Raw genomic sequence first — 20,646 nt, 5'->3', positions numbered from 1 at the left:
CGGCGATTATCCTGGATCGACGAGTGAATGCGGTTAAAAAGCTGCGCGATCTGTCGGAGCGTATCGCCTTTGCGCCAGCGCTCCCACATCACTGCCTTCTAGCGTTCGCTGTAATGGATCCGGGGTCTCTGCTTCATGTGCAACACTCCCGCTACTCACGCAGTTGCTATTGTGTTGCATCGACTAGTTGAATCCACAAGTAGATCCTGTCTGATAGCATCGTGAGTCGCTCAGCCGGTGGGCATCAATATTCTATTTGCGTACGCAATGAAATATTTACCATGCACCGTTCGACTGCTGTGAGTGGTTTGGACAACAGTGAAAATCGTACAATGCCTTGGACGTACAACCAGCACAATGGCCGCATCTAGCACGGCGGCAGTCTTGTCGGAATCGGTTACGCAGGTAACCCAGGGTCAAACAATACCGTTCATTCCACCCGCCTACGCCGATAGCAAACTGTCGCTCGGGATGCTCTCGCCGATCGATACTGACCGCCGCCCTGCTTATCGCGTGATCGGAGGTTGCAGATGGGATCTGATGAACGAGCTATTCGTGAGGTGCACCCGATCGCGACAATCCTGACCGGCGCCAAACGTCACGATGCCACCCAACTGATCCCGTTGATCGAGACCATCGTGCCGATTGGCGGCGCGCGGTCGGCCGCTGAGCCGTCCCGGCTGTGTCTACGCGGACCGCGGTTACGATCATGACAAGTACCAACGCCTTCTCCACGCGCGCAACATCCCCACCAGCGCCGCGCGGCATGGTCACCCGCACGGTAGTGGCCTTGGAAGAGTCCGTTGGGTCGTCGAACGTACACATGCCTGGTTGCACAACTTCCGCCGTCTACGCATTCGCTTTGAAGGTCGTGCGGACATTCACGAAGCGCTCCTCAAGCTCGGCTGCTGCTTGATCTGCTGGAACACTCTTCAGCGAACTTAACGGCCTTTATGAAACCGTCTCTAAGGCAGCAATTCCAATACACTTGAAATCCTGACGCCATTCTGGTGCGTCCAGAAAGCCCCCTTGTTTGCCCCGGCGTTCATCGTTGAGCCTACGACTCAACATGGGCAATCTGCAATGATGTAGAGGCGCCTGGACGCGTCTGGGTCAGCGCGCCCGCTACTGTGATCGGGTCTCCCCGGATGCCAATTCTGCGCCGTCAGACATGGCACGTGGTCCAACCGATTCCGGTGCGTATTCGGCTTCGGACTCACGGTACTGATTCCCACGCGCGGCTGCGCCGACATACTCGACTTTGCCCGTGACATCGCGCACAAAGGCTCGGAAGTAACTGGCCGTGACTTGACGCCATTTCTTCTCAGGCAACTCATCCGTTTTCACAATAGGAGCAGTCGATTCTACCCACGACAGGATCTGGCCATGGTAATAGCCGGTCTTGGGATCGAATCCGTTGACAGCCGACATGTTGAGCGCAAACTCGGCACGAAGGCCATCTCCAACGACACCGGCGCTCTTTTTCGAAATGCCGATTACTTCCATACACGCATAGTACTCCTGCTTATTCGATTTCAGGGTTGAGAGCTTTCCACGGCGAGTCTTCTCCCACCCGAGTGTTTGAGTCTTCTTCATGTAGTGCTTGATCAAGTTCATGACAGCTTTCTGCTCCGGGATCACGTAGGGAATGTGCCGCATGCGCCGGTGCCTCGGTCCGTCAGCGGAAAAGATAGATAGCCCTGTACCGTTATCGGCCCGCCAGGGCTGCAGGCTGAGCGCCTCGTTCACGCTCAACCCGAACGCCACCTGAGCAAGCAGAATCAGGCCGAAGCGCTCATCAAAGGCAAACGCTTGCCCGATTTTTTCCTCAACGTTAATGCCGGCACTGCTCCACGCCCTTGAGGTTCCACCAGGCGAGGGCACCATCAGCAGTTCGGCATCCACCTCGGGGAGATACACAGCGAGGGGTTTGACCAAATGTGGCTTACCGATCCACCGCGCGAGCTTGCGCAGGATCGAAAGATCCGTTCCGATGGTGGTGACCTGCTTTTTCTGGATAAAGTACCAGTGCCGCACGAGGCGCCGCACATGCTCCTCCTTAAGGTTGTGTGGAAGCGGCGTCATGCCCAACTCTTTGTACAGCGTCGAAAATGATTTCCTGAGCGATTCCTTGGCGATTTCGCGCGTGCGTTGTTCGGCGTCGCGACCGTCGACACGCTTTGCTACATGTCGGTCGAGCAGAACGTCCAGTTCCGTTTTCCAGCCCGTCTTTTGGTCCCCGCCACTGCGGCGGCGCTCTCCTGCGTCTTGCTCGAGTTCGATGTACATTGCCATGCTTATAGTCTCCACAGATAAACGCCGGCCCACCCCGAAGGAACCGGGGTGCGCGACGCACAACGATTCGGCAACACCATGCATACATGGCTTAAGCCGCCTCGCCGCCTGTGCCCTGTCTCGCCAGGAGCAGCTTTAACCCCCTCTCAGTTGGGTTCCGGGCGCAGCATGCCCGCACTACGCGTGGACCTCGACCGTGAGAGCGCGGTCGTTTTTGGCTCAACTGTGCTTCCGAGGGCATGAAACCGGTCCAACGTCGTCTGCCGCACGGCCCGGTCCTTGCGGTTACCGGGTTACCTCGCCGAAGCGAGGCGCCGACTCCTTTTCGTGGGAGGAGACAAGCCCACGCGCATCCGACTGCCGACAGGCATCGGAAGGGTAGCGCGCGTACCAGGTTCATGTGCCCTTCTCCACAAGACTCGGGAGCAGGGGGACCCTCCGCGTGTCAGTCGCTTGGCGACGAGTCAGCGGCCCGTCAAGGTGACGGCAAAAGTCTCTTCGTGCGGGGGAGCGAGAGGAGAAACCTGATGTACCTGGCGCCGCGGACGTGACGATATCGTCATGGAGACCGCAGCATGGCAGGGCTTTCGCCCAGACCCAGGCTCAAAAACAGGAATCCGTTGCTTTCAGGAGACGCCAGGCGGCGCCTACACTACTGAAATTCATTGAGGTCACGTGCTTCATTGACCTCCATCGGGGGGTGCCCTCTCGCGAGAGTTCGGGCTGCCGCAGTGGCGGCTCGCGGTATTTTAAGCATAGCTCACGAATATACGCAAGCCCGATCGAATATCCGACGACGAGGCAGTCTGGTCACCAGGTGACGGCAATTCCTGCGTCGCTTTCGGGCAAAGACGCCAGATTTACTGCCCTCCCGATGCCACCAACCAGCCGATCTACGACATCGTTCAGGGCACTACGGAAACCGAAACAGTCTGTGGTCACAATGCATTGGACCTTGCTTTGGGACGACGTCATCAAGCTCCCTCGCACATTGCAAACGTGATCGCCGCGGTTCATCTTGCAAGGGCGGCGGACTCAGACTCACGCAAGCGCCCCTCAGCTTGCGAAAGAAGACTGGCCACCAGAACGGTTCGGGGCGCATCCGGTCACAGACGAGGAACGGCTCGTCAGCTTAATCAGACAGCGACGAACTTGTACCGCGCCCGACTACGAGTGCTCGCCGCCGATGGTCGATCGCGAGGCGACGCAACGGCAGTTCGTTGATTCTTCGTGTCAAAAAAAACCGCTGTGTCAGGAATATGCCTGGTCGCTGCAAGTCTTTACCAGCAAGGGATGCAGGGCGATCCATTGCTCCCGCCACACGCCTTATACGCAAATTCGAGCCGTTCTTCTCTCCCGGTTTTTTCAAGTGCCATTTCCCGATGCACATGCCGGAAGATGGACTGCACAGCACATTGCGACGTCTGCCTGCTCGGCGCCTTAATGTAGTGTGCTGGAGCAAGTAGAGGGCCTGCACTGAGTTCCAGTTCAGGACGCGCCACAGGCCGCTAGCCCACATGGGCAGTGCTGGGAGATGTATAGGAGATGTGTGGTAGCAATCCACTGATACCTACTACAGCAACGGTCATGTGGGAGAGATCTGGTAGATGTCGCCACGATTTCTCACCTTGCGCTATTTACCCGGTTTGAAGTGGAAGGTGTTGTCTAAACTTCAAGCAGGAAATGGACAATCCACACGCACATTGGCACGTCGGGAAGAGAAGTGGCCGACAGGCAGTGAGATCGTGCGGCGCCACGCGCATATTTGCGCGGAACGGTAGGAACGGCTACAGGATAAGGTAATCAGGAAAGAATATCGGCGGGATCGCGGCATACACGCGACGGTACAACTACAGCGATGCCAGGTCGGGGGCTAGCCCGGACCTGGCGGGAGGCCCTGGTTCTCCTACAGGGCGGACAACGTTACCCAATAGCCATGGCAGGTGTCTGGTCATTCAGTCCGGGAGCTACTGGAACCCGCCTTGCCAGCCAGTCGTCAAGGTCACGTTCACGCCATTCTACTGCACGGACACCACGCCACACAGGTCGCGGAAAATCGCCACGTTTACCCAGCCGTAAATCGTCGTCCTCATGACCCCGACCATGGCAATCGCGCGAGGAAGTCGCAGCATTCGTTCAGACATTTCGGGTTCCTCTCCTCTCGTCGTCTACATCTTCTTGTTAGCCGGACAGGTATGCTCGAAGCGCACTCGCTTCAACCGAATCCAGAGAAGAGGTCCTTCGGAATGGCGTCCGGACCGAGAGCAAGTGCGCTTATCGACCCTCCTTCTGCCGCTCCCCGGTCAGTGCTGTCTGGCACGGCAGACCGCCGTGTTATTTGTGGCAACACCGCTGCGCGCTGTTGGCGCGCTCCTTCAAAGGCTAGTTGCCGAAACCGCGCGGCTCGGGCGCGCGGTTTTGCACATTGAAGCAACTCGCCGTGGAGCCGTGGGAACTCCTCCCTCCGGATAACGAGCCTGATGTCAAAGCCGCCCGCATGCGAATCAGGCTCCGCCGGCAACCCTGCGCGCCCCGTCGTCATGGGCGCAGCTATGTCATCGAAGCGCGTGCCGTCTTCGGCCAGCCGCTTGAGCAAACCCGCACGGTCCCGAGAATCAGCGACGGCCGATAGCAGCGATATCAGCTCGCGGTATGCCGGTCCTCGAATGATCACCGTGAAATTGAGGCAATCATCCATAGGACCTCACGAAGCGGTATTTTCGCCAAAGAGTAGAAAACCTACGACGTTCCGGTACCGGGCGTCGACGAGATCGACAACACGGTTGCGCGGGAACACTTCGGCCAGGGCACCGCGGTAGAGGTGCCCACCACCGCCTGCGAGTACGAAGGTCAGATCATGTGCCGCGCCCAGTTTCGCCTGGATGGCGCGCACAGTCTGGAGCGCGACCCGGTTAGCCCGTTCGAGGTAAGGTTCGAGTTTCATCGGCGCTCCGTAAACCAGCAGCGGCTCGCCAGTGCGCAGGGACCGCTCGATCTGGTCGAGTTGGTCAAAGCCCTCACCAAGCTCCGCGGTAACACCTTCCGCGATGGCTCGGTAAACGTGACTCGCGCCACCTGGCCTGCCACCGCTGCGCTCGAAGTCGATCGCCAGATTCTGGCTCACAATCCAGTCAGTCGTGAATTGGCCGACGTCAACCAGCGCGGTCCGGAGCGCTGAAAGCCTCCCCTCCTCCTCGGCACGGAGCGTCAGCATGGCGCCGACCCCTTGCGGCACGACGCGGACCTCACCGATTGAAATCTGGCCACCATTCCAGGAAACGCGGCGTCCGACTTGTTCTGCAAGCTCGGTCCGGAAACGTGGATACGTATGAACCGGGAGACCGACGACGAGCCGATCGATGTGAGAGAACCCTGTCGACGCCAACGCAGCATGAATCAGCGCACGGTACTCTGCGCGTTGGGGAAAATCGCTGCTCTCATTCCAGTCCGACCTCCGCTGGACGATCATTGCGTCTTCAGACACGTCGACATCGAACTTCGTCCCATCTACCTCGACCGTCTTTATTGAAGACTGCAGACTGTTATCGCGGGACGCCTCCGCGAGCGCACGTTCATCATGATGAAGTGCAAAGGACGGGAACGCGCTCATGACGAGTTTGCCGCTATCCGTTCGATGGCACTTTTTCGTGTAACCACTACCCACATCAAGTCCCACAACGCGCATGGCCATTCTTCACTCCTCCAGTTTTTGTACAACGATCAAGGCGGCCGTCCGCAGCAAAGAACCCGGACGGCCCGACCAGTCCCTTCTCCCCCGAAGGGGAACCCAAAACATCAACAACGGCACATCAAAGGCAGAGAGATTCCGCATAGCGCGGGCGGTCGCCCGCAGACGACCTGGTGTGCGTCATGCGCACACAGAGGTAAATCGGAAGATCATTGCGGGAACCACGGAGCGTGGTCGGGACGCGGGCCGGACAAGAAACGTCTGCCGCTTGCGGGGACACTGTTCGCAGACAGTGGGATTGCCGGCCGGCACAGCATGTCGCGGTCGGATTACGACTTACGAAGTGAATGAAGGCAGCCTATGATCGCGCATGCGATCTAGGCATAAAAGGCATGCGAGCGCATGCCATGGCAGAGACAACTCGCGTATGAGCCAACCGGCTCAACTCGCGATCGTCATTTCATGAACTGTCTGTGTTGCCACTGGGTGGCTGGGAAAAGCTGGTGCCGAGCAAACGGCCTGACCGTATGATAGCCGATAAGACGCTTGAGCGACCATCACTTTCTAGAAGTGCTTGCTTCGAGATCGATGCCGTCTGCGTTCGGGTCATCACACTGAACGTCGATGAACCTGCCCGAACGCTGACGAACTGCAATCCACCCTTCTGTCTCAGTCCCTGGCTTCCGCTTTTACAGCATCTTTTGCGCAACGTCGCTTCAGTTCGGCCACGCGCTCAATCCGCCCACTCGCCATCGTTTGCATCGCGTTCGACAACAGCAGCGATCCGTCGATCGAGGTGTTGAGCATCCAACTCAGCTTGCAGCGTGAGAGCCAGTCCACCAGATCCGGCCGACCGTCTCGCCTCGCCTGATCGCTCGCCAGCCTTGCGGCCCGCCTGACTGCTCGCGAAAGTCCCCTGATCTGCTCCTCCGCAATCGGGCCGACTGCCTTCCGGGCAGAGAGAACTCTAGTCAGCGCGTCGTCCGGGAGATAGCTTGCTACAACCCCGACCAGCTCCCGCTTGATGGCGGTATCACGCTGCTCAGCTGAAAACGGACACTCATGCTGGAGCCATCCCTGTTCGCACCCCCAGATCCAGGCCTGGCGAATCCTCCGTATGAGCGTTTCTGTCGCAACCGGGCCGAGGCGGGGGACAGCAGCGCAAGCGTTACGGAACGCTACGCAGTCCACGTCCCGCAACCCTGCCGCATGCGGGTCACCCAGTTTTTTCAGAACAACAGAAATTGAATGCATTTCCGTCTCGTGCGCTGCGCGCAAACGTTCATCGGCCATTCGCCGGCATTCTGAAAACTCCTTAACCAGCCAGAGGAGCGGCATTGGGTTCGGCACGGGCACACGTGCGCGCCTGATTTTGAGCCAGTGATTATAGGCGGCCTGCCAGTCACCTCCATGGCTGACTTCCCGGCGATCGACGGGATCGACGACCGTGAATCGGCTTCGCCCATTTGGTTGCTCACGGGCAATCAGGCCAGCTGGATGATATGGATAGCTAATCATTTATCTCGGTTGATAATATGCGAGTACCGGGCGGAAATGCCCAAGCTCGACCGACACCATCTGGACTGCAGTCATGAAGGTGTATCCAAGTGCCGTCAGTTCGCCTACGCGCCTTTGCGCAAATCCATGTCTGAGCCCGTGATGGCCGAGGGAAAAACCCAAGGCTTTCAGGCTTGCGTATGAGAAGCTCTGACTCAATGTCTGACCACCGCCGATGCTGTAAACCGGCTCACGATGAACTCCCCGATCGGTCTTCTGCGTCGCCTCTGCCAGGCGATACATTTCAAGCGCATCGGCCAGTGGGCGCGCCAGAGCTACGGGGCGGCGCAAGCCCCCCTTTCCTGTTACGACCATCCTTACCCAGTTTTTTCGACCCTCGAACATTGTTGCGCGCCAGTTCCGGTGCGACGATGGCTCCTGCTCATCGTCGCGTCGTAGCGTGTCAAGTTCTGACGCGCGGAGACCCGCATTAAATGACACCAGTGTGGATAGCGCGTTCCAATGGCGCTGATGTTCAATGACTCGCTGCACTTGATCCCATGTGACGGCACGACCTTCGCTCACTGTATCGATCAAGCTCGGGACATGAGGTAACCGAATGCCCAGCACGCGACTGAGACTGAGACGGGTCGAATCAGTAGCGGATTGCCTGTGGGTCTCTGCATACTCGTAGAGGAACTCCTCCGCTTCCGCCTTCAGGAAAGGACCATCCAGACATAGGCCGTTAGTGCGCCGCCACTCCATGAAGCGCCTTTCTGCCTGCTCAGTGATGCGTCCGCTGCCTACGGAAGTGATCAACGCAGATCGGTCTGTCCCGAGCTCCGAGCGAGCTACACCATGCAGCGTGATCGACTTGCGAATCCTTGAAAACATGCGGTCGCGGCTCATTTTTCATACCTCCTCATTCCATCGCCCAGCCCCCAACGTTCCATGCGTCGATGGATTGCACTGACGCTGTAGAGGCGCCCGGATTTCCGTGCGATAAGATTCTGGAGACGCGAGTACGTGAAGCACGCTGGCCGCGCGGAGCGCGCACGGCGAATCACGAACGCCTCGGCCACCGACTTGTACTCATCCAGCGAAGATTTTCGTTTCCTGCGTCTGGCACGCGGAGCTGGACTCGCGGCGAAATCATCGCCGCGTGGAACACTGCTGGTTCCAATTAGAGATTGTCCAGAACTCCTTCCGTAAAAGAGTCGATCAAGTTCATCAATCAGGTCGTGTATTGGCTGTCGTTTCATTTCTACTTCTCCTCTTCAAAAAAAAGCGAAATCAAACTAGCGGACACGACTAAAGGCACGGAACGCACGCACCGCGTCGCAAGGCGGGTGACACGGTGCGCGCTCCTCATTGCTTGAATTGCCAGGTGATCGGCATTGCGTTTCAAAAGGGCCACCCCACGTGAAACAGCGGACTCCCGACATGTACGCGCAACGCGGCTATATCCCTCAGCCACTCGGGTTGTCGGGAAGAGATCTCAACGCGCCACGACCTGCCCACTCCGGTGCGCAAAAGCAGCGATCAGATCTCGGGATTCGCCCAACCAAAGTTTTAGGTGTGTTACCGTGAACCTCCGCGTTCGTGTCGATGGCATCCACGCCGAGCGCCGTTCCCCATTCCCATCTCTCCGTGCCCGGTTTAGTTGTCGTGCTGGTTGCCTTTGCGCGCAATGGTTCGCGCTCGCGCGCAGGCCACAGGCTATCGTCGGATAAGTTCGTTGCGACGCGCCGCAGCGCGTCGGACCACGCGCAGAAACCGGCGATCAAACTCCGGCGAGTCGCAAACATCAACGAGATCCTTCGCGAGTTCCGTGTAGTTCACCGGGCTCCCTGCTTCTACGCTAATTCGCACGGTGAGAGCCTCGTGAATCTCATTGCCTTCCAGAACACAAAGATCGGCCGAGCCTCGGTATCGCTGCTCGATAAGGGACCGGAATTCTGCTACGGCTTCGGTGTGCACCGCGCAAAACTTCTGCGTTGCCGGATCAAATACAGGATCCCTCAGCGTTGGATTGCGCGCGAGTGACCGCGGACAGAAGGCGAACGTAAATGCCAAACTGCCTTCCTGGTCACACGTTTCCTCAAATGTAATGCGCCCGAATTCGGTATTGCGGCCGAACTCTGGAACGGCGAATTCTTCCAAGAATTCACGATATCGCGGCATGTCGCGAATGAATTTTTCGTCGAAATAGGTCAGACTCAGAAGCGCGCGAGGCCCGATTGTCGGGTAGTACCAAGGAACCGTAGCGTTGCGCGCCTTCGCCTGCACGAACCAGTGCGGCGCGACGCCGTACGTCATTCCAAGTTCCTCTGCAAATTGCGCGAAAGGGACTTGAGTGTTCGAGATGCCGCTCTGGGTGTTCGTAGTCATGTTTCTTCCTCCTGGGTTAAAGGCCGGGATGTGTTTCTCAACACGGACTCGCACAAAAAACACGAGGGAAATTCGCGGGCGGCTCATCGCCGCTCACCGCTTCCCCGGTATTTTTTCAGGAGTGAGGATTCATGGGGCATTCGCGTTGAACAACGCACAGCGGTCGCTTGTGTGCTCGAATCGTATCGCGAGCAGTGGACTTGCCGGATAAAACCCGTTCGACCCGGCTAACGTGCTTTGCAAGGGAAAAGATAACCTGCGAACGCAAATGCGATCCTGGCTTTCGACAGATGCGGTTGCGCACCTTGAGAAAGAGCGACGCTATCCGTGAGCATGAGTCACTCACACGTATGCGTCATTTCATGAGTTTTTGGCGGAGCTTGGGACGGCTCCGAAATTGCTGCCGAGCGAACGGCGTGTGCACATATTACCATCGTCTACTCATTGACGAGTTGCGATTTATAATTTGCATTCCGAATCAACTAGATCTGCGCCCGGGTCGGGAACGCAAAGCCGAACCCGGGCGCACTTTTCCGATCGGAAATGAACGATAAATCGAGGCGATTCATCGGTTCACTGCACTCTCGCTCCTTCATAAGCCGCGGTCGGTTAAATCCTCATTCCCCATGGAGGCGCGAAGAGTACAAGAGTTGAACGGTCCGATCGACGATTTCACCGAATAGCATGTGGAAGTCGTCGTTCAGAACTTCGAGGAGACCATCGGCCACGAGCGTCGAGTTAAGGACTTCCCTCTCATTACCTACGACGTACGATCGCATTGCCGCCGAGTAGAACCCCTTCCTTCCCTCGACGCTAGGGGTTCCCGGCCCGACGTATCGACCGAATTCCGGAGAAAGTTCGCGCCGCAACACTACGTGCAGAGTCGCATCACCTTGCGGCAGGAAGAGATCGGCTGCAATCTCCGGACATTCTGCAATTGCCCATGGCAAATAGAGCAACTCCGTGGCCCAGAAAGGGACGCCATAGATCCTGTGGCTTGCATCCGCTGCGATCACGACGCCCCACTTCGTCTCGAGGTGATAGACGGGGACCGAGAAAGCACGTTCGAAGTCCGCAAAACTCTTACTTAGTTGTACTTTCGGAGATCTTTCCGTCCACAACTGCAGATGCTTCGCTAGATCGGTGTCCCTCCGCTCGACGAGAAGAGCTTGTCCGAACGCGATTGCTTCGATGAGTTCTTTGTCGAGCGGTTTGTATTCGCATCCGAGCCTATCGGCGAAAGCAGCTAGGTCGGGACGCCCTTCAATTGCGATTGATTTGGCTACGGGCCAAAATGGCTGCGGAACGTGATGCTTTAGACGGGACGGTGGTCGAAGGAGTGAATTCACCCGAAGCTCCTTTTTCTTTGGTGCGGTCGAACGGCTCAATTGCACCTGAGACGGATGGGCCGTTCTCGCGTCGGGAAAACGCGAGCCCGAACGTCGAAACACCTACAAGGTGGCCGTCGCTTGGGCTAACGTTCGCGCCTTAGTTCTTTCGAGGGCAGGAGCTGGGTTGGCGTTTGCAAGGGATGCGAAGCGCCGTATGAGCCCCGAGAGCTTGCGGAGTTGGAATTGAGGTCGCGACTAGCGAGCGAATGAGGCCGGCAGCAGCCGTTTCGTCGCCATAGAGATCGCTGAGGTGGATTCGCGAGAGGGAATAAGTGCGGCTTGCCCAAATGGCAATATTTCGGCCGAATCAAATCGGTGCCGCAAAATACCCACCGTCGTCTCGCGTGCCCTGTCGCGTCGGCAAACCGACGAAGGGCTCGTTAGAACTTTGCACGATGCAAAGCAATTAATTCGGGCACAGCCGCCTACGTCAGGCGCCTAGCTCGTGGGGTAAATCATTCCGAGCAAACGGATGCGCTAGTCTACACCAGAACCGCGCCGTTGCGCAAGAAGGGACAGAGTTAGTCCTGAACGTGTCATCCGGGCTAGCGGGGATTTACATCGGCGCTAACAGCAAACGCGCGTCGTGCTTTCGCAGGATGCAAAAATACCTCGCGCGCACTGGTCGCGAGCGACCCGTCGCCGTCGGAGGGCTAGCGAGCCCTGCCCCTGCCGGTTCGCATTTTGTTGAACACGAAGCCGGCAAATGCGCCTCTAAGGTCTGGATACTTCGCGAACATGTCCTCGGTCAGTCCGGACGCTAGTTCCATCCCAAGGCGTCGTTGAGTAAGTTTGCCCGCAGCGCTGGCGCTATAGGCTCGTCGCCAGTCTTCCCGTTGTTTTGGCGTCGCCTCCTGGTACAGTTCCCAGCCGCGACGTACCTCGTCCACGATACGGTTTTGAGCATGCACATCTTGCGCCGCAAGTTGCAACGCAAGCCGCGTCTCAACTTGCTCCTTCGCTTCGATTTCCCGCTTCTCAGTCAACGCAAGACTGTTTCGAACCTGGACCATCTGGCGCTCAGCATCGGAAACGATCCATCCTTCTTTCAGGGCCTTCATGAAGAAGCCTGCAGGGCTCTTTGAAACCTTGCCAAGCTTAAGACTGAATCGGGTCCTTTCTACTGCCTGTTCCAAGCGCTCGTCGTTGTATGTGTCTCGGTCCGATGCAATCTGGCCGAACTGGGCACTCGATAATCCAAACTCTTGCTTCAAGGTCTGATAGAGCACCTGAGCTTGTTCGTGCGAATGCAACAGACGTTCAGCCATTTCTTTGCGCTCTATGCGAAAGCGCAGGCGACCTATCTTCCTCGATCCAGGTTCATTACGTGTCTCGTACGACAATGCAATGTCAGAGACCTCATTTATCTGATCCACGGCCGGAGTGAGCCAATCGCGCTTGAAATATTTGAACTCGCTTGCCTTAGCTCCCATCGAGCCCTGCCAGGACCTTAATTCTTCGAGCGTGAACCAGTCAGTCAGGCCCTCAGCGGCGTACGGCAGCAGGCGGTCGTACATCACTCGGGCGTAGCTCAGACTGAAAAGCGAGGTAATGCGAAGACTAAGCCAATGAGAATTCCCCGGGCCGCGAATTATCCCAATGAGATCGGGCGGCACGCGAAACTGGAACCGTCCTCCGGTATAGGAAATGCGACCAATCAGCTGAACCGATCCGAATGGCTTCGTCCCGTCAGCCTCCGCGTCCGCGGTAGCTTGGATCAGCGCCCGTTGCGCTTCCGTAATAACTTGCTCCAGATGTGCGTTATTACGGCTGGAGTAGCGCATGAGCCACTTGAAGTAGTCGAGTTCCACGTCGTAGAGATCGTGGACATCCTTCTCTTGTGCGACGATGAAGTACGCCGCATCGATCAATCGACGCGCGGCAACACCCAAGTCAACGATGCGTATAAGAACGTTCTTTCGTGCAAAGCCGATATCGGACCGCGCAGCTTCGACTGGCAAATCTTCCGCATTCGCGTCGTCGAACAGAGCCAAGGCCAATTGCCTGGATGTGGCCACTTGCCCCGCTGTCGTCATTCGGCTTCCCTCGCGTCCTCTTACCGTTCGAGCGGTACGGTACCGACCGCAAGGTGCGCTGTCAACACAGATCACCTCACCTTACGCTGCGCTTCTTCACAAAACGCCTCACCTTAGGCGCCGCCGGATCACAATTCGCCTCACCTTATCGGCCCAAATACTTCACCTTGCCGTCCAATCTGCCTCACTTTGTCGTGGTAAACGCCTCACCTTAGCGCTCAATTAACAGCACCACAAACACAGAACACATCACCTTGCGGATCTAAGTCTTTGATTTTATTTGTTTCGCTTGAATCCGTTTGTGGTTGGTCGGTTCTTTGTTTACAAGAAATACAAACAACCGTGCGCGCCCCAAGCCCGAGCGAGGATCTCAGAACACTATCTAGCCGGAGATGAGCGGACGCGTTCCAGAAGCGGCGAGGAAATAGGCGTGGGGCGTTTTAAAAGGTGAGGTGGATTGTGTTTTGAACAAACCCGGCGGCTAACTCAGCGGCTTTTCGTCCCCGAAGGTGAGGTGTTTTGTGTTGGAAGACTCGCTTGAGTGGCCCGATTCGCGTGCACCTCGCGGGTTGATCGTTTAGGTGTGGCTTTCACGCGGATATCGAAAACACTCTAAGTATTTGAAAAATATGGATATTTGTTAATTGAGGATCAACAACGGATGCGACCGGGTGCGAATGTGATGGCAATTCTGCGGTACGGCTAGTATTCTACGCTTCGACTAACGGAAGAAGCCGAACCGTGGAAATGCTCGGTGAACGTTTAGAAATCACCTCACCGTGGACAAAAAGGAATTTACCGTATGAATTTAAGCGAGCTTCCGGGCATTGATCGACGTGTCAAGCTCTCGGACTTCAGCGAGTTTGCAGAGCGGCTACGGGTCATGACCGACGAACTGCGTGATCAAATACTGGCTCCCCGGCCGCGGAAGACTGCTCCGGTGTTCACAATCGGTGAACTTTCGGAACTCTGCGGAGTGGACCGCCAAAAGATCAACTATCTCGCAACGAAGGAAGGCAGCGACCTTCCGGCAGGCGAAACTCACGGAACGGGGCGAGCGAGAATCTTTTCGCTGAGAGATGCGCGTAGTTGGGTGCAAAAGGTTTCGGCAATCTATCAGACGCCACTGGTCACAGGAACACGTGAACAGCGCGGTCGTGTACTGACGACGGCCAACTTCAAGGGCGGATCGTGCAAGACCACGACCTCTATGTGTATTGGTCAGGGGCTCAGTCTGCGCGGACGAAAGGTTCTCATGATCGACCTGGATCCTCAGGCGTCCCTTTCCGAACTCTGCGGACTGTACGCCGAGAAGGATATTACATGGGAGGACACTGTCCTGCCCTACATCTATGAACCGAATATTGAGGGCGGTCTGGGATCGAAAGTGCAAAGCACATATTGGGATGGACTCGACGTCATCCCTGCACACAACTATTTGCACGATGCCGAGTTTCATCTGCCCGCCGCGCAGAAGACCAGCCCAGGGTTTGAGTTCTGGTCGGTGCTGCGCAAAGGTATCGAGCCACTGCGCGCCCAGTATGACTACATCATTCTGGATACGGCACCTTCCCTGTCATACATGACACTGAATGGTTTGATGGCGGCGGATTCTATGGTCATGCCACTAGTCCCAGAAAGCTTAGATTTCATATCCTCGGCGTCCTTCTGGTCGCTGTTTGCGGAAGTCGCCAATGGCTTTGCTGCGCACGAGGTGGATAAGACCTATGACTTCGTCTCGGTCCTGCTCTCAAAGGTCGATTACGGCACGACGTCCTCGGCGCCAGTGGTGCGGTCATGGTCGCAACGAGCGTATGGGGACTGGCTTCACACGACAGAAATTCCCGCGAGTTCAGTCATGAGTAACGGCGCACTCGCTTTTTCGACGGTGTTCGATTTGTCGCGCGCGGACACAGTTGCGAAAACCGTTGCCCGGATTAAGCAGCCGCTGATGGATTATTGCAAATGGATAGATGACCAGTACGTCGCATTGTGGAGGGCTGGACAATGAGCAGCTTGCGTGATCGGATGATGGCTAAGACGGCTGATGTTCGAGCAGCAAAGGACATTCAACTCGATCCACAGCAGGAGAAGAATAAGGTTCCGCTCACCGCTCCGGGAATGGCGGGTGCCCTTGCTCAAGCTCAAAAGCGGATAACCGAATTGGAAAAGGCGGGTCCTGCTTCTGAGGTTAAAGTTGCCGATATTGTCCCGAATCCATGGCAGCCGAGGCAGGTTTTTGCGGAGGGTAAGCTCACGCAACTCGCGGAATCGATTCGGGAGGCTGGGCTTGTTCAGCCGATCGTTGTTCGGCGGAGTGGCTCGGGCTATCAAATCGTTGCCGGCGAGCGACGCTGGCGGGCTCACAAGATGATCGAAAGGGAGACTATCAAGGTCTTGGTTGTCGATCTGTCTGACGAAGAGATGGCCATGCTTGCGCTCGTTGAGAATGTTGCGCGAGAGGATTTGTCGGACTATGAGATTTCTCGCTCGATCCGTCGAACGGAGAAAGAGTTTCCCAACCGCAAGCGGATGGCCGAAGCGCTGGGGATTTCCCGTTCCGAGCTTTATCGTTATCTAGCGTTTGGTGAACTGCCGGACTTCATAATTAGGGACCTCGATGTTCAACCTCGCTTGCTCGGCGCGCATGCGGCACAGAATGCAGTGTCTGCGCTACGAGAGCAAGATCCGAGAGCGTTTGAGCTTGCCAGTGAAGTTTGGGCTAAAGTCGTTGCGGGGGACTTAGATCAGACGAAGTTGGCGAAGGCAATCAAGCAGGCTATCGACGACGACGGGAAGAACGCGGCGAACGTGAGCGATCGCAGCATCGACAAGATATTCGCGGGGGGGAATCAGGCTGGCTCGATCACCAAAGATTCGGTTGGTCTTACAGTGAAGATCAGAGCCGGCATGCTCACTGACGAAAAGGAAAAGCAGATTCGAGAGTTGATTGCCCAATTGTTTGCCAACGCCCCGTAGACCGATTACTGCTCAACAAGAAGGCCCGATTCGTCGGGCTTTTTTTATGGGTTTCTCTTTCTCGGGCGGTTCACCTCACTTTCTGAGAGGGGCTGCGATGCGCTGAGCGGCTTGAGAGAGGGGCTCCGCCCACCGTCTGCATAGCATTACGGTCGCCCTATGTGCACCGAGCGAATGAAGCCGGCTGCACGCGAGCGCTTGTGTCTCCATTGGAGACTCACCGATTCCCGGGCGAGCTTCGGTGATGAAGCGGCATGCTCGTTTACTTTCGTTTCCTAAGGGGCAAAGGCACTAGTGGAAAGGCTAAGTTGTATGCCGGTGTGTCTCCATTGGAGACACACCGGCCATGGATAACTCTCGGGGCGCGGACAGCGGGTCAAACGCAGACTTCCATGAATGAACGAAACGGCGGGTGCGGAGTTCACCACTTAGCCGCTTGAAAGCTGCTTCATCGACTTCTCAGAGCACTCACCGGACTTGATAGATGTTTGCGATTCGAATCACCTTCGCTGCGCCATTTGTGAAGGCACCGCGCGCGTCACAAATGGCGGAGTGTGAACGAAGCTGCCGTCTGTGTTGCCACTCTTGGGGTGTTCAACGAGCACCGTTGAACGACAAGTGGAGTGTCTCCAATGGAGACACTGTCGCTGTGCCATGCGTAAGGGCACAGCGTGCCCTTCAAGCGGATGTGTGAGTTGCTTGACTAGAAAAATGCACCCCGAAATGAGCCGGCTGCGCCCGAGACGCCGCCGTGTGGACCTTTATCCGGCGCCCCTTGAGCGGCGACGCTGAGTGGCTCCAGTGGCAACTCGCCGTCGCGCACCTCGTGATTGCGATAACGAGTTCATACGGGCAAACGTGCGAGAGCAAGCCGCATGCATTTATCGAGCTCCGGCTGTTCGGCAGATGGGTGATTTCATGAAACAGTCCTCCGCTCGGCGGAAGGGGCCCGCTAATCGGCCACGTTGGGGTAGTGCGAGTCAATGTCTTGCGTGAAGGCGTCGACGGAGGCGTTTGCGTACGGACGAACGCTCAAGCCCGGCCCGCCTCTAAGTTACCCTGGACGTCGGTCATTCGGCGGGTGTTTCAAGTTCGGTGCGGCAATCCCGGGCGTAATCCCGGGGTTCTCTGCCGAACTGGCGGCAAACTCCGGGTTTTAGAACAGTCAAGTTTCGCGTTTAGTCCAGTGCACCGCCGTAGGTCACTAGGCCGCTCCGAGTACAGGTGCAGCCCGGCCAAATGCAGGTCGCCGCAACAGCGAGGTCGGCGTCAAAGGCGCCGTGGGTTAGCGCGAAGCCGGCGGTGCTCATGCGTTTCGGCGAGCCTTGGCGCGAGGCGGATCGCCAGTAGGGCTACGAGCAACTGGATTAAGGCTCACCATGTAGCCTCGTGAGGTGCCGGATGCAAGCGGGAATAGTTCGCGGGCGGCGAGTTCAGACGTGGACGTTTGCGTCCAGTTGACAACGTGAGCCGTTGCTCATACGTGAATAGACACGTTGTCACAGACTCAATAGCCTAATCCGACTATGCGCTCGCCCAGAGGACGCTGCGGTGCTGCGCACGTCGAGGGCCGATGCGAAAGAACGCAAACTAAGTAACCGCGTCGCGCCCGTACGGATCGAAGCGTGACCAACATAACGATGACATTTTCGTGTGACGTGCGATTGGAACGCATTGCTTCATACGGGAAGGCGCTCTGCTGAGTGGCGGGCCGAGCATCGGATACTGCCGTGATAGAGAAGTATCTGACCGATCGCCGAGACGCGGATCGCGAGACGTGCTGGATGGCGAGATTGGTTGCCTTGGCTATACCGATGGACAGGTTTCCATAGGCATCCATGACGTCCCTCCTGAACGGGAACTCGTCGATACTTCACGCACGCAATACATTATGCAACTAACAATATTTGAGGCTCGCACATAGACCCAAACCTAACAACAGTTCACAGAAGTGTGTGGCAGTGGGCCGAGGCACGGCATATTCGATAGTCCCGGGAAGAGCGCGACCCAATCAGCACGCCGATGGGAAGGCTCGTGGAACACTCTCGAAAAATAATCAGGTGGCATGAAACCATTGTCAGGCGGGCTCTGTAGCCGAAAATGTTAGTAATGTTTCACGGGCATAGATCACTCTAGCAACGAAAGGCGCTTCCGAAGGAGAAAATAGATGACATGCGTCGGTCTGGTGAATCGCTTGTATAGAAAATAACGTAATATGTATGAATTCGTATCATCGCGACTCGGGCGCTCGCTCCCTTTGCGCTCCGCAGCCACATCCGAGTAGGCGATACCGAACGGAAGGCGACGCGAGGTATGAAAGCCTTGGCCAACGGGCCTGCTACGTGGTAAGCGTGTTCCCTAGCAGAATGTGACCTTGACCCCGCTCCCCGATGTCCCCGACTCCCCTTGGGGAACTGCTCGCGAGACTTCTACGCACGATGGCGGCCAAAGTAGTGTGGGCGCACTGGCCCCTCCCGCCATTCTCCACGGACGAGTTCCAGAGCCACCGTTTTCCGACCGCGCGCAGCAGGTGCGGGCGGCGAGGTATTGTTGCCACGCGTCACAGCGGTCGAGTCGCTCGGCGACACTGTCGCTTCGGATGCGCTGGCGGAGCCACTGGTGGTGAACGTGCCACCGCTCGAACGATTAGAAAATGGAGTTGCGATGCACGATAGGCGCGCTCGCGGATCTATCTCTTCGACTTTCGAAGCGAAGCATTTAGAAGAAGCGAAAGCTACGACAAAGGGCGTCACTGCGTTGACCGTAACGAGCCCGAATTTCCTTCCAGCCTGAACGCCGGCGCACGCCTCGCGCGGGGGGCGGACCCGATACACGCTTCAAGATTGGCAGCGACAGCGGATCGATGCTGACCTACGAGGCGAACGAAGCCTTCTTCCTGAGGCCCGCGACGACGCTGATGGGCGGTGCGTGGTACAGCAAGCTCGGCTCGCGGAAATGGGTGGACGTCACTGCACTTTGCGACTACTGGCTTTCGAAGAGCGTCGACGTCTACACGAGCGCGACATGGCTTCGCGCAAGTGGCGGAGCCGCGCCGGTTTTTCTTGGTGGCGGGTCGGCGCCGGTCTTCGAGAATGGCGTGTACGTAGGCTCGGGCGATACCTCGGTTGCGGTACGGGTGGGCTTGCGTAAGTTGTTCTGAAAAGGCGGCGTAAAATGAGATCACGCCGCCCGGATCCGTTCGATATCCTGAATGTAACCGAATGGATCCCTCCTCTCATACCGACGAGGGTGATTAGAACATCGTCTTGAGACCGACGCGGGCGAGCACCTGGTTGGGTCCACTCGACATTCCATCCGGGCCCACGATGCCATTGATCTGAGCCTGTGCGTCTGCGTTCGCCCGTTGCCAGACGGCCGAGACATAAGTGAGCGTACGCTTGGAGAGTGCGTACGTGAGAGCGGCCGAGAACTGGTTCGCGTGGTTGTTGTCGACCGTGGCGTTGCCGTTCATGTAAAGCCACGAACCACACAGGAACAGGAACGGGCTGATGTGCCATACCTCTGCGAGTTGCGCGCCCCAGACACTGCCGTTGTTGATGCTGTTGCGCACCGTGGTGAACAGCACAGTGGTCGTGAACGGGCCGGCATCGTAGTGCGCGCCGACACCCCAGTTGCGCACGCTGGTGCTGATGCCGCCAACGATGTACTTCTGGTTTGTATAGGCAGCATTGGCGCCGAAAGCCCCTTGTGCGTAGTTCAGCCCAACGCTGACCGCATTGTTCGTGCCGATCGAACCGGGCACGCCGCCGAAGGCGTAGAGCACGCCGCCCGAGAAGCCGTCGTACACAGGTGAGTTGTACTTGATCGCATTGGAAATCGCCATGTCACCGCTCATGCGGTCCCAGTCCATCGCACCCGTGGGGTTCTCGGGTATGGCGAGTTTATTGAACGGGCCGGCGCGGAAATCGTAGAGCCCCGCGCCGAACATCGACGCACCGTCATTCATTCCCGAAAAGAGCGAATCGACCATGAAGTCGTATTGCCGCCCGAGGGTCAAACGGCCCAGTGTGTTCGAGTCGAAACCGACAAACGCTTCGCGCGTGAACAGGCTCTGCTGCGGGATGAAGGAGCCTGTGCCCAGCATGAACTGGTTTTCGAGCTTGAAGATCGCGGCGGCACCGCCACCGAGGTCTTCGCGTCCACTGAGACTGAACAGGTTCGGAAAGCCGATCCCGTCGTCGAAGCGAAAATTCGAATGTCCCCCCTGATTGCTGACGTAGGTGACCCCGGCGTCGATCATGCCGCTCAGCGTCACGCTGCTCTGGGCATGCACGCTTGCTGCAAACAGCAGGGCTGCGGCCGCCGGTATGGAACGGGTAGTGCGCATTGTTGTCTCCTCAATCGACTT

13 protein-coding genes and 2 pseudogenes are annotated in these 20,646 nt (G+C 57.2%); 4 read left to right on the top strand and 11 right to left on the bottom strand.

Annotation, left to right across the window (positions count from 1 at the left end; all coding sequences use genetic code 11):
* Nucleotides 1-11 precede the first annotated feature (11 nt).
* Nucleotides 12-137, bottom strand: a pseudogene (locus U5A65_RS41045) (IS30 family transposase); the annotation flags it as partial.
* 429 nt (nt 138-566) lie between these two features.
* Between U5A65_RS41045 and U5A65_RS36910 the strand changes: the two are divergent.
* Nucleotides 567-945, top strand: a pseudogene (locus U5A65_RS36910) (transposase); the annotation flags it as partial.
* A gap of 180 nt (nt 946-1,125) precedes the next feature.
* Here U5A65_RS36910 and U5A65_RS36905 read toward each other — a convergent pair.
* From U5A65_RS36905 to U5A65_RS36870, 9 genes are all read right to left on the bottom strand, one after another.
* Nucleotides 1,126-2,295: a hypothetical protein gene (locus tag U5A65_RS36905; protein ID WP_321949325.1), complete on the bottom strand. Its 1,170-nt coding sequence runs from the start codon at nt 2,293-2,295 to the stop codon at nt 1,126-1,128.
* 1,923 nt (nt 2,296-4,218) lie between these two features.
* Entirely contained in the window at nt 4,219-4,338 is a 120-nt protein-coding gene (locus U5A65_RS41040; RefSeq protein ID WP_415766293.1) for a hypothetical protein, read from the bottom strand.
* Nucleotides 4,314-4,439 carry a hypothetical protein gene (locus U5A65_RS36900; RefSeq protein WP_321949324.1) on the bottom strand — a complete coding sequence of 42 codons (126 nt, stop codon included), beginning with the start codon at nt 4,437-4,439 and terminating at the stop codon, nt 4,314-4,316. The genes U5A65_RS41040 and U5A65_RS36900 overlap by 25 nt, the downstream gene beginning before the upstream one ends.
* Nucleotides 4,440-4,999: 560 nt before the next feature.
* The gene (locus tag U5A65_RS36895; RefSeq protein ID WP_321949323.1) at nt 5,000-5,986 is read right to left on the bottom strand and encodes a hypothetical protein; all 987 of its coding nucleotides are present in this window, start codon (nt 5,984-5,986) and stop codon (nt 5,000-5,002) included.
* A 666-nt stretch (nt 5,987-6,652) separates the two neighbouring features.
* Nucleotides 6,653-7,501, bottom strand: a complete 849-nt coding sequence (locus tag U5A65_RS36890) for a hypothetical protein (protein WP_321949322.1) — start codon at nt 7,499-7,501, stop codon at nt 6,653-6,655.
* Nucleotides 7,502-8,389 carry a hypothetical protein gene (locus tag U5A65_RS36885; RefSeq protein ID WP_321949321.1) on the bottom strand — a complete coding sequence of 296 codons (888 nt, stop codon included), beginning with the start codon at nt 8,387-8,389 and terminating at the stop codon, nt 7,502-7,504.
* Nucleotides 8,390-9,199: 810 nt separating this feature from the next.
* Complete coding sequence (locus U5A65_RS36880) at nt 9,200-9,871, bottom strand: hypothetical protein (RefSeq protein ID WP_321949320.1); 672 nt, start codon at nt 9,869-9,871, stop codon at nt 9,200-9,202.
* A gap of 617 nt (nt 9,872-10,488) precedes the next feature.
* Nucleotides 10,489-11,220: a hypothetical protein gene (locus U5A65_RS36875; protein WP_321949319.1), complete on the bottom strand. Its 732-nt coding sequence runs from the start codon at nt 11,218-11,220 to the stop codon at nt 10,489-10,491.
* A gap of 695 nt (nt 11,221-11,915) precedes the next feature.
* Nucleotides 11,916-13,298 (bottom strand): replication initiation protein, encoded by a 1,383-nt coding sequence (locus tag U5A65_RS36870; protein WP_321949318.1) that lies wholly within the window; start codon nt 13,296-13,298, stop codon nt 11,916-11,918.
* An 802-nt stretch (nt 13,299-14,100) separates the two neighbouring features.
* Here U5A65_RS36870 and U5A65_RS36865 point away from each other — a divergent pair.
* The 3 genes from U5A65_RS36865 to U5A65_RS36855 all read left to right on the top strand — a co-directional run bounded on the left by U5A65_RS36865 (nt 14,101) and on the right by U5A65_RS36855 (nt 19,437).
* The gene (locus U5A65_RS36865; RefSeq protein WP_321949317.1) at nt 14,101-15,309 is read left to right on the top strand and encodes a ParA family protein; all 1,209 of its coding nucleotides are present in this window, start codon (nt 14,101-14,103) and stop codon (nt 15,307-15,309) included.
* Entirely contained in the window at nt 15,306-16,277 is a 972-nt protein-coding gene (locus U5A65_RS36860) for a ParB/RepB/Spo0J family partition protein (protein WP_321949316.1), read from the top strand. The genes U5A65_RS36865 and U5A65_RS36860 overlap by 4 nt, the downstream gene beginning before the upstream one ends.
* 2,863 nt (nt 16,278-19,140) lie before the next feature.
* Complete coding sequence (locus U5A65_RS36855; RefSeq protein WP_321949315.1) at nt 19,141-19,437, top strand: hypothetical protein; 297 nt, start codon at nt 19,141-19,143, stop codon at nt 19,435-19,437.
* A 93-nt stretch (nt 19,438-19,530) separates the two neighbouring features.
* Here U5A65_RS36855 and U5A65_RS36850 read toward each other — a convergent pair whose 3' ends face one another.
* Nucleotides 19,531-20,625: a porin gene (locus U5A65_RS36850; protein ID WP_321949314.1), complete on the bottom strand. Its 1,095-nt coding sequence runs from the start codon at nt 20,623-20,625 to the stop codon at nt 19,531-19,533.
* Nucleotides 20,626-20,646 lie beyond the last annotated feature (21 nt).

It is taken from the genome of Paraburkholderia sp. J10-1 (genome assembly GCF_905220165.1).
Classification (GTDB): Bacteria; Pseudomonadota; Gammaproteobacteria; order Burkholderiales; family Burkholderiaceae; genus Paraburkholderia.
Note: the sequence above shows the minus strand (reverse complement) of the source record. Positions and strands in the feature narration are given on the sequence as shown.

Coding starts and splice junctions, on each gene's coding strand:
- U5A65_RS36850 (WP_321949314.1), bottom strand. CDS start 20,625: ATGCGCACTACCCGTTCCATACCGGCGGCCGCAGCCCTGCTGTTTGCA.
- U5A65_RS36900 (WP_321949324.1), bottom strand. CDS start 4,439: ATGTCTGAACGAATGCTGCGACTTCCTCGCGCGATTGCCATGGTCGGG.
- U5A65_RS36895 (WP_321949323.1), bottom strand. CDS start 5,986: ATGGCCATGCGCGTTGTGGGACTTGATGTGGGTAGTGGTTACACGAAA.
- U5A65_RS36855 (WP_321949315.1), top strand. CDS start 19,141: ATGCTGACCTACGAGGCGAACGAAGCCTTCTTCCTGAGGCCCGCGACG.
- U5A65_RS36870 (WP_321949318.1), bottom strand. CDS start 13,298: ATGACGACAGCGGGGCAAGTGGCCACATCCAGGCAATTGGCCTTGGCT.
- U5A65_RS36905 (WP_321949325.1), bottom strand. CDS start 2,295: ATGGCAATGTACATCGAACTCGAGCAAGACGCAGGAGAGCGCCGCCGC.
- U5A65_RS36860 (WP_321949316.1), top strand. CDS start 15,306: ATGAGCAGCTTGCGTGATCGGATGATGGCTAAGACGGCTGATGTTCGA.
- U5A65_RS36865 (WP_321949317.1), top strand. CDS start 14,101: ATGAATTTAAGCGAGCTTCCGGGCATTGATCGACGTGTCAAGCTCTCG.
- U5A65_RS36885 (WP_321949321.1), bottom strand. CDS start 8,389: ATGAGCCGCGACCGCATGTTTTCAAGGATTCGCAAGTCGATCACGCTG.
- U5A65_RS36880 (WP_321949320.1), bottom strand. CDS start 9,871: ATGACTACGAACACCCAGAGCGGCATCTCGAACACTCAAGTCCCTTTC.
- U5A65_RS36890 (WP_321949322.1), bottom strand. CDS start 7,501: ATGATTAGCTATCCATATCATCCAGCTGGCCTGATTGCCCGTGAGCAA.